The sequence below is a fragment of the Aeromonas sp. 600479 genome (genome assembly GCF_049175515.1).
GTDB lineage: Bacteria > Pseudomonadota > Gammaproteobacteria > Enterobacterales > Aeromonadaceae > Aeromonas > Aeromonas veronii_A.
Map to the genome: position 1 here is coordinate 308,018 of NZ_JAAKVF010000002.1, position 15,013 is coordinate 323,030.

At 46.8% G+C, this 15,013-nt stretch carries 11 protein-coding genes; 8 read left to right on the forward strand and 3 right to left on the reverse strand.

All coding sequences use genetic code 11. From position 1 onward, the window contains the following. Positions 1 to 48: 48 nt before the first annotated feature. From G5149_RS04155 to G5149_RS04190, 8 genes are all read left to right on the forward strand, one after another. The gene (locus G5149_RS04155; protein WP_421211708.1) at positions 49 to 1,320 is read left to right on the forward strand and encodes a nucleotide sugar dehydrogenase; all 1,272 of its coding nucleotides are present in this window, start codon (positions 49 to 51) and stop codon (positions 1,318 to 1,320) included. A gap of 60 nt (positions 1,321 to 1,380) precedes the next feature. Next, a complete protein-coding gene (locus tag G5149_RS04160; protein WP_421211710.1) occupies positions 1,381 to 2,493 on the forward strand; it encodes a hypothetical protein in 1,113 nt (370 codons plus the stop codon). After that, positions 2,483 to 3,766: an O-antigen ligase family protein gene (locus tag G5149_RS04165; protein WP_421211712.1), complete on the forward strand. Its 1,284-nt coding sequence runs from the start codon at positions 2,483 to 2,485 to the stop codon at positions 3,764 to 3,766. The genes G5149_RS04160 and G5149_RS04165 overlap by 11 nt, the downstream gene beginning before the upstream one ends. Before the next feature lie 27 nt (positions 3,767 to 3,793). Continuing rightward, positions 3,794 to 4,849, forward strand: coding sequence for a DUF1972 domain-containing protein (locus G5149_RS04170; RefSeq protein ID WP_421211714.1), 1,056 nt, complete (start codon positions 3,794 to 3,796; stop codon positions 4,847 to 4,849). A 114-nt stretch (positions 4,850 to 4,963) separates the two neighbouring features. Further along, positions 4,964 to 6,001 carry a UDP-N-acetylglucosamine--undecaprenyl-phosphate N-acetylglucosaminephosphotransferase gene (wecA, locus tag G5149_RS04175; protein WP_421211716.1) on the forward strand — a complete coding sequence of 346 codons (1,038 nt, stop codon included), beginning with the start codon at positions 4,964 to 4,966 and terminating at the stop codon, positions 5,999 to 6,001. Positions 6,002 to 6,122: 121 nt separating this feature from the next. After that, positions 6,123 to 7,181, forward strand: coding sequence for an LPS O-antigen chain length determinant protein WzzB (locus G5149_RS04180; protein ID WP_421211718.1), 1,059 nt, complete (start codon positions 6,123 to 6,125; stop codon positions 7,179 to 7,181). 103 nt (positions 7,182 to 7,284) lie between these two features. Continuing rightward, on the forward strand, positions 7,285 to 9,015 hold the full coding sequence (locus G5149_RS04185; RefSeq protein ID WP_421211720.1) for a Wzy polymerase domain-containing protein: 1,731 nt from the start codon (positions 7,285 to 7,287) through the stop codon (positions 9,013 to 9,015). A gap of 471 nt (positions 9,016 to 9,486) precedes the next feature. Beyond that, positions 9,487 to 9,897 carry an H-NS family nucleoid-associated regulatory protein gene (locus tag G5149_RS04190; RefSeq protein ID WP_005344269.1) on the forward strand — a complete coding sequence of 137 codons (411 nt, stop codon included), beginning with the start codon at positions 9,487 to 9,489 and terminating at the stop codon, positions 9,895 to 9,897. Between the two features lie 536 nt (positions 9,898 to 10,433). Here G5149_RS04190 and G5149_RS04195 read toward each other — a convergent pair. The 3 genes from G5149_RS04195 to macA are packed head-to-tail and all read right to left on the reverse strand — an operon-like array spanning position 10,434 to position 14,934. After that, the gene (locus G5149_RS04195) at positions 10,434 to 11,798 is read right to left on the reverse strand and encodes an efflux transporter outer membrane subunit (RefSeq protein ID WP_421211722.1); all 1,365 of its coding nucleotides are present in this window, start codon (positions 11,796 to 11,798) and stop codon (positions 10,434 to 10,436) included. Positions 11,799 to 11,800: 2 nt separating this feature from the next. Beyond that, on the reverse strand, positions 11,801 to 13,774 hold the full coding sequence (locus G5149_RS04200) for a MacB family efflux pump subunit (RefSeq protein WP_163128074.1): 1,974 nt from the start codon (positions 13,772 to 13,774) through the stop codon (positions 11,801 to 11,803). Continuing rightward, positions 13,771 to 14,934 carry a macrolide transporter subunit MacA gene (gene macA, locus G5149_RS04205; protein WP_335855151.1) on the reverse strand — a complete coding sequence of 388 codons (1,164 nt, stop codon included), beginning with the start codon at positions 14,932 to 14,934 and terminating at the stop codon, positions 13,771 to 13,773. Before macA ends, G5149_RS04200 begins: the two co-directional genes overlap by 4 nt. Between the last annotated feature and the right edge of the window lie 79 nt (positions 14,935 to 15,013).

Here is a 15,013-nt window from a genome sequence, read left to right on the forward strand (position 1 = left end):
TTACCAATTGTCACGTTGATGTAAACTTCATTAAATTTGGAACTAAATATGCAATCCGCAAAAATATCGATTATTGGTCTTGGGTATGTGGGATTACCACTGGCTGTAGAATTTGGAAAAAATTTTGATGTTGTAGGCTTTGATATCAATAAAGAGCGCGTACTGCAACTGCAGAAGGGAGTTGATCTTACTAAAGAATGTACCTCCGAAGAATTGAGTGAAGCAACCCGCTTGATATATAGCTACAATATCGAAAGTATTAAAGATTCCAACGTCTATATAGTTACTGTCCCAACACCAGTAGATAAACATTTCAAGCCGGACTTGACGCCATTATTGAAGGCAAGCCAAATGATTGGTTCGGTAATATCAAAAGGGGATATTGTTATCTATGAATCTACGGTTTACCCGGGAGCTACAGAAGATGACTGCATTCCTGAAATTGAACGTGTTTCTGGACTGAAGTTCAATCAAGACTTCTTTGCCGGTTATAGCCCAGAGCGAATCAATCCGGGTGACAAGATAAATCGTCTTACTACAATTAAGAAAATTACCTCAGGCTCCACTCCTGACGTTGCTGAATTTGTTGATAAGTTATATCGTTCTATTATCACTGCAGGTACATTTAAAGCTACATCAATCAGAGTTGCCGAAGCTGCAAAGGTTATCGAAAATACCCAACGTGATGTGAACATCGCCCTGATGAACGAATTCGCCATGATGTTCAACAAGATGAGTATCAACGTATCTGATGTTTTAGATGCGGCAGGTACAAAATGGAACTTCATTAAATTGACCCCTGGCTTGGTAGGCGGACACTGCATTGGGGTTGATCCATATTATTTATTGCAGAAAGCTAACGAGTTCAATTACTCACCGGACATGATCCGTTCTGCACGAGAAATAAATAATGGAATGGCGGGTTTTGTTAGTGACCAAATAATTTCTGGCATGGTGAGAAAAGGAATGATTGTTCCTGGCTCTGACCTTCTCATACTCGGTTTTACATTCAAAGAAAATTGCCCTGATATTAGAAATACTAAAGTGATCGATGTTTATAATACATTGCAAAAATATAACCTGAATATAGATGTTTTCGATCCCGTAGCTAATTCAGATGAAGTATATACTGAATATGGCATTCGAATGATTGATAAACTGGAGCCAGAGAAAAAATACGATGTAGTTGCTCTAATGGTGCCTCATGATATATTTATTCATGATCATGAACTCTATCATTGTGTTAAACCTTGTGGTTTCGTATATGACTTGAAATCAAAGCTAATGAATCTTAATAGCATTGATAAAATCGTATTATAGCAATAATTTTTTGGGGTATATGATTATACCCCACTTTTTATCTCCAAGAGAATGCAGGCTATGTTTGATATACTGTTTATTCCATATCGTGATCTCTATTTTTGGCATTGCTATGGTTCTGCAGTGCGTGATCTTCAATTTCTAGAAGTGCTATCAGATAATAAACATGTAAATAGTATTACTGTTCTAAACAGGCCCGTCAGTTTATATGAAAGAATCTTGAATAAAAGAAAACAAAAATTTAATTATGACAGTGTTAACGTAATTGATGTTACTAGCTTTGACTTACTTGGGCCACTGAAGAAACGAGCATGGACAGTTGGTTGTTATAATGAGCATGTTGATTTGTTTGTTAGTAACTATTGCCAACATGGTAACAATACTCTACTGGTTATAGACTTCACACCCTTTGCGATATTTCCTTTGGTTCAGTCTGACAGAGTTATGTATTGGTACGATATGATAGACAATTTCACCAAACATAACTGTTTTAGCGAGCAAGAGAAAAGATTGGTTGATCTGAAATATCAGTATGTTGCCGCCAATTATAATTTTATGACAGCTGTCAGTGGCGCCGCAGCCTATGCCATCACCAAGCATCGTATGCTTAACTTTGATATTGTACCAAATGGCGTTTTCACGAGTAAATTTTCCGATCGTGTTCAGTGTAATAAAGCGGCAGAGTATGATTTTGGGTTTGTTGGTTTTGTGACTGACAAGTTTGATGTGGATTTTGTCTGTTCTTTGGCTAAACGATATAGCGTTGTTGTATACGGTGAAGTATATGATAAAAGTGTGTCCAATAAATTACGCAGTAATGGCGTACATATTAAAGGACGTTTTACATATAATGAATTACCACGTTTAATATCCTCGTTCAAAATTGGATTATTACCGTACTTGGCTGAGAAAAGTCATGATGGTTCCCCGCTTAAACTATATGAATACCTGAAGAATAATACACCATGTATAACATCAATAAATTACGAATATAATTCGATGTTTATAGTTAATTACAATGAGTCAACAGATCTTGATGCTGATATAAAATTGCTAGAGAAAACAAGTGGCGATAATTCCATCTCTCATAGCATCCCAGATGAGGCCTATTTTTCTACGCGTCTTGAGAATTCGATGAATATATTAATGAATGAGGGTTCTCGTGATAAATAAAAGTCACTTTGAAATAATATTCACTATTTCTTTTATTTTGAGCTGTGTATTTCCTATATTCCCTACTTATACCAATGGTATGATGTATCATGTGCTTGGAATAAGCTTGCTACCAGTATTGACTCTGCCATTTTTTTTAAAAGTAAAGCTCAGTGACTTTATAGCTTTTTTGATTTTTTTCCTAATTTTTTTAGTGGCTACATGTATCACATTCATAAATTCTAATAATGATGCATCAGATGTGTTTTCTGGATTGAAAATCATTTATTTTTTGTTATATTCAATAGTCGGTTATGTGTATGGTTATATTGTTGAGTCACCTAATGAAAAATTTAAAAAAGTATATGTTTGTGTATTGATCATATCTATGTTAGTTTCATTTGTTGAAATTTACATTCCAGGAATAAGTTTCTTTTTATATAAAAGAGAATCACTAGATATCTTATCTGATAAGCTGACTTCTCTGTTTAATACAACGTATCACTACGCATTCTTTCTTTTTTGGGGACTTTGTTTTTATTTTACTAGATTTTGCTATCTAGTAGAAAAACGAGTTGAAGTTAAATCATACTTTGTGAATTTCATGATTGCTGTAGTAATATTTGTTCTGATTTTTTTGACACAAAGTAGAAATTTTATATTGGTCTCATCCATTCTTATTTCAATTAAGGTGTTCAATCTCTTTGTGAAAAGAGTTTATGACTTCAAAGTTATATTCTTCATATTAATGGCTTTGGTAGTAGGTAGCTCATTCTTAAATTATTTTTCAACTGAAATTGAAACTCGATTTTTATATGTAGTGTCCGGTATAAATTATTTAATTTCTGGCGGTTTGGATTTTTCTGGTGGTGGTTCTGGTTCTTTTAATACAAGAATTAATCAGATTTTATTCGCATGGGATGCGATATCATCCAATCCATTGTTTGGGGTTGGGGTTGGGAAAGATATTTATTTAGAATCGATATATGCTTATTTACTGTATAAGTATGGGATTGTGGGCTTAGTAACATTTATAACTATTATTATTATTCTGTCATGTATATCAAAGAGAGCTGAACTCATAGTTAATAATTTAGATGATAAAGTATTTTTCAATTCTTGTTTCTGGTTCTTTTCTCTTTCGCCAATATATTTCTTAAGCGGTCCACTGTTTGAAGTGCCTAAGCTATCTATGTTTTTCTATTGTTTGATTGGTCTTTTGGTTGGATCTTATCGGAAATATAGAATAATTAATGGTGCTTTCCTCTCCAAAACGCTTTCCCAAAAATATTGATTTCAAAGTTATAGGGTGTGCAATGAAATGAAAAGAGTCTATATTGTTGGTACTGTAGGTGTCCCGGCGTGCTATGGTGGCTTTGAGTCTTTAGTGCAGAACCTTGTTGATTATCAGTCGGAAAGTATAAATTATCATATTTTTTGCTCTTCTCACTCCTATCAGACAAAATCTGAAAATTATAAAGATGCTTCGTTGTTATATCTCCCGATCAAGGCTAATGGGGTCTCTAGTATACCTTATGATATATTAAGTCTGATAATTTGCCTTAAGAAAAAACCTGATGTCACATTGATATTGGGGGTCTCTGGTTGTTTGTTTTTACCCATCTATCGGTTGTTTAGTTCGTCACGTATTGTTACGAATATTGATGGACTGGAGTGGCGGCGCGACAAGTGGGGATGGCTGACGAAAAAATTTTTGAAATTTTCGGAAAAACTTGCCGTTCGTTTTTCAGATGCTGTCGTATCAGATAATCAGGGTATCGCTGATTATGTAATGGATGAATATGGTGTTGTCAGTGAGGTCATAGCTTATGGTGGAGACCATGCATTACAAGTCGAACACCAGGAAAATTATGTCAAAGATGATTTTTATCTTTCACTTTGTCGGATAGAGCCTGAGAATAATATTGAATTGATCCTGACTGCCTTTTCTAAATCTAGAGAGAAATTGTGCTTCATTGGTAACTGGGAGGCAAGTGAATATGGTCGTGCGCTTAAAAGCAGGTTTTCGCATTATGAAAATATAGAGATTGTTGATCCTATTTATGATATCTCCGTACTCTATAAGATGAGAAGGCAATGTAAGGGATACGTGCATGGTCATTCTGCTGGTGGTACCAATCCTTCTTTGGTTGAAGCCATGCAATTTGGCATGCCAATATATGCATTTGATTGTATTTTCAATCGCTATACTACAGATAACAGTGCTCTATATTTTAATAGCATAGAAACGTTACGCCAGCTTATTGAAAAGTATGATGAACATGTAGTTCATTCCGGGGAGAGGATGAGGCAAATTGCAAGTGATAAATATCAATGGCGTAGTGTAGTCGATAAATATGAACAGCTTTTCGTTTAATCGTTTTATTGATGCTGATTTTAATTGCTTAATTTATTAGGGGCTGGCTTTTATTTTTGATTGAATTGATTTTATTTCTAACCATATATTTATATCTTTATTTGGTGGCATAGAATGGAATATGCAATTTTTTTCATTACAGCATTTATATGCTTGTTTTTTTTACGAAAGATGGCAAAACAAATAAATCTAGTTGACCGGCCTAATGAGCGAAAACTACACCAAGGTGCAGTTCCTTTGGTTGGTGGGATTTCTATCTATTTGACTTTGATGTTGGCGTTATGGTTCAAACCTGATTTATTAACTAGTTCAGATATCTATGTCTTATGTGCTTCCGTCTTGGTTATCATGGGAGCAATAGACGATAAATATGATGTTGACTATCGTATCCGCTTGGTCGTGCAGATATTAATATCTTGTACCATGATCTTTGGTGCTGGACTTTCTCTAAAAAGTTTGGGGGGGTTAGCCTTTGGCCATGAAATTGTATTAGGGCCTCTTGGTTATATTGTGACTGTTTTTGCCGTTCTGGGCGCCATCAATGCTTTTAATATGGTTGATGGTATCGATGGCTTGCTAGGTGGGCTAACTCTAGTCACCTTTGGTGGGTTAGCGTACCTTAATTATATTGACGAACAGTTATTATTAGCTCGGTTTTGTCTATTGATGATGATCGTTGTCATCCCCTATGTCATTCTTAATCTGGGATTTCCTTTTGGAACGCGTCGCAAGGTTTTTATGGGGGATGCTGGAAGTATGCTGATAGGCTTTACAGTTATCTGGACCTTGCTACAAGGTACGCAAGGTCCTAAAGCACAGATGTATCCTGTCACAGCATTATGGTTAATTGCTATACCGTTGATTGATATGGTAGCGATTATGATTAGGCGCATTCGTAAAGGACACTCCCCCTTTAAACCTGACAGAGAACATTTACATCATATATGTATGCGTGCGGGGTTATCTCCTAATCAGGCATTGTGCTTTATTTGTTTTTTGGCAACAGTATGTGCTGTACTTGGTATTTACTTCGAGTCAATACGAGCTCCTGAATTATTAAGCTTTATTCTTTTTTTATGTTTTTTTATGCTCTATTTGTGGGGGTTGAATTCAATATGGCGTTTTTTAGCTTGGATTAGACGGAAACAATGAGTTTTAGTTAACTGGTCACTCATGTTATTTTTTGACCAGTCCTTGTGCATATATCGAATTGTTTGAGTTGCTACATACTGAAATGCCTGTATCTTTTGTTTTAACCTAACGTGAGACAGTGATGAAAGAAAAAAGTCCAGATGTACCGGCACAGTGGGTAGTACCAGCTGCCTCTGATGAGATTGATTTTCGTGAGCTGATGCTGGTGTTGTGGCGCCAGAAGCTGCTGATAGTGCTTATTGCTGGCGTATTTGCAGTGTGTGGTATCTCTTATGCGTTGTTGGCTCCGCAGCAGTGGTCAGCTTCGGCAGTGGTTGCAGAGCCTAAGCTGGAGGACATGACTCCGATGCTGAAAGTGGCAAAGCATGCAACTGCATTGGGTCTTGGCGGTTTTCCCAGTGGAAAAGATCTATACCAGGAATTTATTCTGGAGTTCAACAGTTACGAGAATCGCCGTAACTATCTCAAAGCCAGCCCTTTATTTGCAGAGGTTGTAAAAAACCATGGGTTGGATAGCAAGGCGCAGGTGCGTTGGCTGCGCGACTGGAGTAAATCCGTCACGGCTCAGCCCGTAGATAAGAAGGGGGAGGTGCCGGGTGTTGAGCTCAAGTTTGCGGCCCCCACTTCCGAAAGGTCGCTGGCAATGTTGAAGGGGTATGTTGACTACATTGTCAAGCTGCAACAAAAGCAGTTGACACACCGGCTCACTGAACAGCGTGATCTGCAGTTGGATGGCATGAAAACTGAGTACCTGATCATGCAGGAGGACACTAAACGTGCCCTGCAACAGGAAATAGTAGAATTGGCGATGGCTAACAAAGTAGCCAAAGCGGCTGGAGTCAGTGCTCCATTGGAAAATTATAACGTTCGGGATCGTCTCCTCATTTCTTTGGGTTCGAAAGGTTTGGAGGAAAAACTGTCATTACTGAAATCCATCGACCTTGAGGTTTATCAACCCAAATTGCAGTCTCTGCAGGTAAAGATGGCACGTTTAAAAAGCATATCTTTGGACGGTATTTCATTTCGTCCTTTCTCCTATCTTGATGCTCCAGATGAAGCACTTAGCCGTGACAAGCCGAAACGTCCCTTGATTGTGGTGTTGGCGACCCTGCTTGGAGGAATGGTTGGTATTGGTATTGTTCTGATTCGCCATGCATTTCGCCGACCAGAAGAGGCATAATAGGAATCGTTGATGTAATCGAGGGGGCAATGTGCCCCCTCTCTTTTTGTCTGTATCTTGTATGCCCTTTCAATAATGGGTGGGCCTAAGGAGCTGGGCTGTGATGTTAACGCGAATCATGATGGTTTTATGTGCGCTCTATTGGTTGCTGGGGATGCATTTTTTTATGCATAACCCGGGAGGCGCTGGGCTCTATCTGCCGTTTAACGCATGGGGATGGATATTTGCCTCGCTGGCAATTGGGTTGGGGTTGTGGCAAGTGACTTTACGCCAACGTTTGGTCTTTTCTCGACTACAAGCGGCTTTATGGATTGGTGCACTTTTGCTTCTGCTTCCCATGTTCTATCCAGGATTTCCACTCAAGGATTATGCTATGCCCAGATTATTGGGGCTATTTGCTGGTCTCTTGTTTTTATTCGGTCTGTATCAATGGCGCTTTAAACGGTTACAGCGTGATCGCTTGCTCTATCTCGTCTTGATTGCGATCGCAATGGAAGCTGCTCTTGGTCTTGTACAGTTCTATTTGTTGACGCCAGGTAACTGGATTGGCTACGACACCAACGCAAATCGTCCATACGGGATCTTTCAACAGCCAAATGTGATGGCGACCTTTATGGCCACCGGGATTGCGTTGGCCATTTGGCTGGCGCTACGTGGCAATGATCATGTTTGGTTGCGAAGGGTTAGCTATGGGGTGATTTTGGCCGCAAGCCTGTTGTTGATTGTGCTGCAGTCTCGCGTGGGGCAGCTTGGGGGATTGCTAGCATTTATCCTGCTTGGACCCCAGTTGCATCGTCAACGTTTATTGGTACGAATGCTCGGCCTGGTCTTGCTGGGAGCAGTTCTTGGATTCGCTTCTCAGTATTGGGTGTCAGGTGTGAGTCGGGGGATGAATGAATATCTTTCGGGTGGTGCCCGGTCAGATATCTGGCCTTTTACGTTTCGTTTACTTTTTCAGAACTGGTTACTGGGAGTCGGATATGGTGGATTTGAATCTGCATTCTTCCACGCATACACAGAGGCTCGGCAGGTAGATCCAAATATTGGAATGGTAATTTACAACCTCGACCACCCCCACAACGAGTTTCTCTATTGGGCTGTGGAGGGGGGAATTTCCCCCATGGTTGGCATAGTGATCATGGGAGGTGCATTGTTGTGGCGTCTGGCGAAGGTTCGTTGGGTAAATGCCATGGCACTGCTTGCCCTGGTTACACCGATATTGCTCCATACCCAGACGGAATATCCCTTTTACCATGCGATCGTATTGTGGTGGTTGTTGCTGACGCTGATTTATGTCGTTGACAGCGAGATTGAAGAAACCTGTCTTGTGCGTTGTGGTAGATCATCGTGGTGGGATATGGGGTATCGTCCCTGGTTGTTGTTGCGATTTATTGCAATAGCCATTCCTTTATTGGTTGTCCCATTTATGCTGACTGCCCTTCATACCGCTTGGGTCGTCACCAAATACGAGCGAGGAGGTTATAAAGAGCCGACGCTGTTGCTGGAGATTATCAATCCTATGGCATGGCTGACACGAGTAGAGTTTGATGTAAACGCTGTCCGTCTAATGGTCGGTTTGCAGACAGACAACAAGGCTGAACTGGAGGCTTATCTGGAGTGGGGGCAGGCCTTTGTACGTCATACTCCACGTGCCAACATATACGCCAATATGGTGATCGCACTTAACGCACTAGGTCGCAAAGAGGCTGCTAATGCGATGCGTCTAGAAGCTCTCAAACTCTATCCTTCTGAGCCTCTTCTCACTGGTTCTGTAGCGACATCGGTGACCAGTAGTGTTGAGCAATCGGTACAAAGTAATGCTCTCGCTAATTAGCGTAATCTAACAAAAGGTTAAAGCCTGTTATGTTCAAATGCAGGCTTTTCATGTTTCTTCAGACATATGAAATCATTATCGAAAGCATTCTAACACTATGATTTCAATGGTTAAATTTTATGGTTGCTTGAGTTTTTTCTGCAAACAAGTTACTTGCTAGTTTTAGTATTTCACCTGATGAATATCAAGGTTGCTGTGGTTTGACATATTTGGACCTACTATAACGGGAGTCTTCTGATAGAGCGTAATGGGGTATTAATGAGCCCTATGATATTTGAGGTCATAATCCATCAGAGGGAGGGGGGATTGCGATCACAACGGAGCATTGATTTGTTATCACGCTTCGTGTCAAGAGAGCATAGTGAGTACAAAATAAAAATAATACAAATACAGAAAAACAGTATGTTGTTATCAATTGTCCATGCTATTCTGACACGGTAATCCCTGTGATCGATTTTTTGTGAGGAAATAATGAACGAGTTTCTGAAAGTTCTGCTGAACATTCGCAGTCTGCGTGCGGCTATTCGTGAGCTGCCGTTTGAGCAACTGCTGGAAGCTAAAGAGAAGTTTGACCTGGTTTACCAAGAGCGCGCCGATTCTGTCGAACAGGAGCGTGCTGAACAGGAAGAGCGTCAGCGCAAGCTGAATGAATTCACCGAAATGTTGCAGCAGGCTGGTATTGATCCTCGCGAGCTGCTGGCGACTGCCGCTGCTCCGGCTGCTGCGACTGGCGCAGCCAAGAGCAAGCGTGCTCCGCGTCCGGCTAAATACAAGTACGAAGAAGATGGCCAGGAAAAAACCTGGACCGGTCAAGGCCGTATGCCGAAAGCCATTGCTGCTCAAGTAGCTCTGGGTAAAGACTTGAACGATTTCCTGATCTAATTCGTCAGGTTTAGAGATTGAATAATGCCGCCCTTGGGCGGCATTATTTTTGCCGTTTTACTCGTGGTTATCCAATCTGCCCCTTCGCCCCACTGTTATCTACATCCTCGCTTGTATCCTTTTTACCGTCGTTTCACTTCACTGTTACTTTGCTCAATATCACTCATTGTTCGCGATTAACTTTGTCGTGCAGGATTAACTGCGTGATATCGCTATTTGTATGCGTCGCGCAGATATGCGCTTCGGATATGTCTCTCACGATTCACGGGGCGCCGCTCGGCAAGAGCCAAGCTCTCTGCTGATTGAATATCCGGTAACCGTTATCTCTGGTCAGGGAGCGTGAGGGATAGAGATAGCTGTAAGGTATGGCCGGTATATTCTGGGTCACCGATGCATGTAATTGACTGCGCTGCCATGACTGCCCCTGATAATGGGCAATGAAGTTCGGCTGCAGTGTGGGAGAGGAAATTCTGTATGGTCTATGGCGATGATATTCCCCACTCTGCCGGCAGAGTGGGGAATGGCTAGGTGAAGCGCTATCGGGGCGTCACGCTATCGCTGCCACCCAGGGCGCGATAGATTTTGGCTGTGGTGGTGAGCTGCTCTTTTTGCTGGGCCAGCAGGCTCTGCTGGGCATCCCACAGTCGGTTCTGCTCATCAAGCCAGGCTTGCACGCCGGTCGCTCCTGCCTGAAAGCGAGCTTTGGCCAGCCGTTCGGCCTCCCGGGCATAACTCAGCTGCTCCTGCAGATAATCGAGTCGCTGCTGGCCATAGTGGCGTGCGGCCAGATTGTCTTCCACCTCCACTAGTGCGGTGTAGAGCTGTTTGCGAAACTCGGTTTCAGCAATCTGGTAATCCAGCTCTGAGCTTGCGATGGCGAGCTGGGTGCGGTTGTATTCAAGGAAGGGGAGGGCGAGGCTGGCTCCCAGCGTACCTACCGGATTTTGCAGCACCTGCGCCAATCTATCGGATGCGGTGCTGGCGCTGCCGGTCAGGGTCAGGCTGGGGTAGAAGCTGGTGCGGATCTCGTCCCCCTTTGCCAGCGTCTTGCGCAGCCGCAATTCGGCCGCTTTGACATCAGGGCGGCGCGCCAGCACATCAGCCGGGATACCCACCGCAAGTTCAGGGATGGTCTGGTTTGCAAGGGAAGCGGGTGCATACTCCAGTGGCCCGCTGCTGCGTCCCAGCAGCAGACGCAGGGCATTGCGAGCCTGCTCCTGCTGCGCCTTGAGGGAGGCCAGCTCAGCCTGTTTTCCGGCCAACTGTTGGCGTGCCTGCGCCAGATCGAGCCGGGTAATGGCGCCAGCCTGGTATTTGGTCTGGGTCAGCTGCTCGGTTCGGGTCAGGTTGGCCAGCTGCTGTTCTCCGAGCGCGATGGCAGAGCCGAGATAGCCGAGCTGCCAATACTGCTCCAGAGTATTGCCGATCAACAGCAGTCGGGTGCTAGCGAGGTCCTGTTCGCTTGCCGCCGCCTCCCAGCTTGCCTGATCTCGCACCGAGGCAAGCTTGCCCCACAAATCCACTTCGTAACTGAGGCTCAGCGAGGGGCCTAGACTGTTGGTGCCCTTGCCGGTTTTCAGATCCTTGTTGCCACTGGCTGCGATAGTGCCATTGACCGAGGGGGTGAGGTTGGTATCGGCCTGCTCGGCGCCCAGTCGGGCGCTTTTGAGCTTGAGGGCCGCCACACGCATGTCAGGGTTGGCGGCCAGTACAGCGTCGACCAGCTTGTCGAGCCGGGGATCATGAAATTCCTGCCACCAGGGGCCAGCCTGCGCAGCCAGTTGGGCGCCCTCTGCTTGTTGCCATGCTGGAGCGATCGCCAGCTCGGGCCTTTGATAGGTGCTGTGCTGACTACAGCCGCTGAGGGCCATAGAGAGAGCCAGCCAGGAGAGTTTGTGCATTGTTATTCCCTCGCCAGTGCGACAACAGGGTCGAGCCGCGCCGCATTGCGTGCCGGCAGGTAACCAAACAGGATCCCGATGAGTGACGAGCAGCCAAAGGCCATCAGGATGGAGAAGAGCGAGAACTGCATCTTGATGGAGTCCACCAGCAGTGAAAAGAGCGCACCAATACCGAGCGAGAGGCCGACGCCGAAGATCCCCCCCAGCAGGCTCACCATCACAGCCTCAATCAGAAATTGCTGCAGAATATCCGACTGGCGGGCGCCCACGGCCATGCGAATGCCGATCTCGCGGGTGCGCTCGACCACCGACACCAGCATGATGTTCATCACGCCCACCCCGCCGACGATCAGCGAGATCACCGCGATGGCCGAGACCATCAGGGTCATGGTGGCGGTGGTTTTCTCCACCGATTTGATGATGCTGTCGCTGCTGAAGGTGAAGAAATCCTTCACCCCGTGGCGCTTGGTGATCAGCTCGATCACCGCTTGTTCGGCCAGTGCCGGTTGTACCCCGTCCTTGACCCGGATGGTGATCTGGCTGAAGTGGTGCTGCGAGATGAGGCGACTCATCACCGCGCTGTAGGGCAGCCAGATATTGACCGACTGGCTGGTGGGGCCGAAGCCAGTCTCCTGCGAAACCACACCGACAATCCGCACCGGCAAGGTGCCGACCAGTACCACCTTGCCGACCGGATCCTCCTTGCCAAGCAGGCTGGTGATGCTCTTTTTGTCCACCACGGCGACGGCAGCCCGCTGCTGAATATCTTGCCACTCCAGTAAGCGACCACTGACCAGCGTCATCCCCTTTACCTTGAAATAGTCGTTACCGACCCCGGTCACGTTGCCGCTGTTGGTCTTGTTGCGATAGCGCAACTGGCCTGAGCTGCCGATCTCGGGGCTGGCGCCCGCAAGATAGGGTTGCCCCAGCAGAGCATCGAGATCCCCCTTGTTGAGGGTCTGGATGCTGGCCATCTTCTCATCGCCCCATCCTTTACCCGGGAAGATTTCGATGGTGTTGGTGCCCATCGCATTGATCTGGTCGATCACCTTGGCGCGTGCCCCTTGCCCAAGAGCGACCACACTCACCACGGCGGCGATGCCGATGATGATGCCAAGCATGGTGAGGAAGGTGCGCATCCGGTGGGCGAGCATGGCATGCATCGCCATCCGTCCCGCTTCCCGATAACGATCCCAGTCGTGGCCCACGGCACCTTTAGTGGGCACTATTTTTTGAGGGGCTACGGTGGTAGCTGGAACCAACACGGCCGTTTGGCTGGGGCCGCTATCTTGTTCAATCCGACCATCCTTGAGAGTGATGATCCGGTCGGCATGGCTGGCCACGTTCATATCGTGGGTGACCAGAATGATGGTGTGGCCCTGAGCGTGCAGCTCCTTGAGGATCGCCATCACCTCCTTGCCGCTCTGGCTATCAAGTGCGCCGGTCGGTTCATCGGCGAGGATCACTTCGCCGCCATTGGCCAGCGCCCGGGCGATACTGACCCGCTGCTGCTGACCGCCGGAGAGCTGACCCGGGGTGTGGTGACTGCGATCGCGCAGTCCCAGTCTGCCCAGCAGCTGACGCGCGCGCGCCTGGCGATCCGGACGGCTGGTGCCGGCATAGACAGCTGGGATCTCCACGTTGGCGGCGGCATCGAGATGGGGCAGCAGGTGGTAGCGCTGAAAGATAAAACCGAAGTGGTGGCAGCGCAGCCGGGCCAGCGCCAACGCATCCATGGTGGCGGTGTCCTGACCGCGAAACAGATACTGGCCGCCGCTCGGGCTATCGAGACACCCCAGCAGGTTCATCAGGGTCGACTTGCCAGAGCCGGACGCGCCGACAATGGCGATCATCTCTCCTGCCGTGATGGTGAGGTCAAGAGGGTGGAGCACGGTGACTTCGCTGTCGCCGCTCTGGTAGCGTCGCTCGACCCCTTTCAGCTGGATCAACGGCAGCTGGTTCAGGGGCTCACTCATAGCATTACCGCCATCTCATCATTGGCGGCGGGGGTACCGTGATTGAGCTGCACCTCCTCCTTCTCACTCAGCCCGCTGATCACCTCAATACGGATCTCGTCTTTCATACCGGTCTTGATATGACGGGTTTCGGTCGTCTCATCGTCCTTGATCACGGTGACTTCGTACTCGTTGTCACCCAGCGACTTGCCGAGGGCGGTTTGCGGCACAGTGAGTACCTGCTTGCGCTCACCGAGCACTATGGTCACCTGGGTGGTCATTGCCACCCGCAGGGTGTGGTCGGGGTTGGGCACATCGAACAGGGCGTAGTAGTAGACGGCCGCATTGCTGGTAGTGGTACCGGTTGCAGCCTGATCGTTGATGTTAGTGGGCGCCAACTCCACGGCGCGAAGCGTACCCTGATAGCGGGTATCCGGATCGCCGATCAGGGTGAAGTAGACCGGCATGCCGGCTTTGACCTTGGTGACATCGGCTTCGGAGATCTGCGCCTTGACCGTCATGGTCTCGAGGTTGGCCAGCTTGAGTACGGTCGGTACCGTCTGGCTGGCAGCCAGGGTTTGGCCCTGACGGGTCACAATGCTGATGACGGTGCCATCCATCGGCGCCAGGATCTTGGTATAGCCCAGCTCGGTCTTGGCCCGCTCAACCTTGATCAGGGCGTTGTCGATATTGGCCTGGCTGTTTTGCAGTTCGGCTCGGGTGACCGCCAACAGGGCCTCGGCACTCTCCAGATCGGCCCGTGAGCTCGCCTCCTGCTTGAACATCTGCTGCTGGCGCCGCCAGGCGAGCTCGTTCTGTTTGAGTTGAGCCTGCTTGATCTTGAGCTGGGCGCGGTTGCTGGCAAGCTCCGCCTCGGCCGTCTTGAGGTTGTTCTGGGCAATCAGGGGATCGATCTCGGCCAGCAGGTCTCCCTGTTTGACCTGATCACCGGCCTCGACCGCCAGCTTGGTAACCTGACCGGAGACCTGAGCCCCCACATCCACCTGCTCCACGGCCTGAAGCACGCCACTGGCCAGTACGGTCTGGGCAATATCCTCGCGGGTCACTTGAGCGGTCAGCATCGCCTTGGGGGGTTGACTGGGCCAGATTAGCCAGCCGAGGAGCACCACGGCGATCAGCATGGTGATGGCCAGGGTTCTCTGCTTGGGGGTTATGTTCATCGATCACCTGAATGGAAACTGAAAAGATTGTGCGCGGCGATTATCCTGCAGCAAAGCCCTGATAAATAACAGCCGCAAA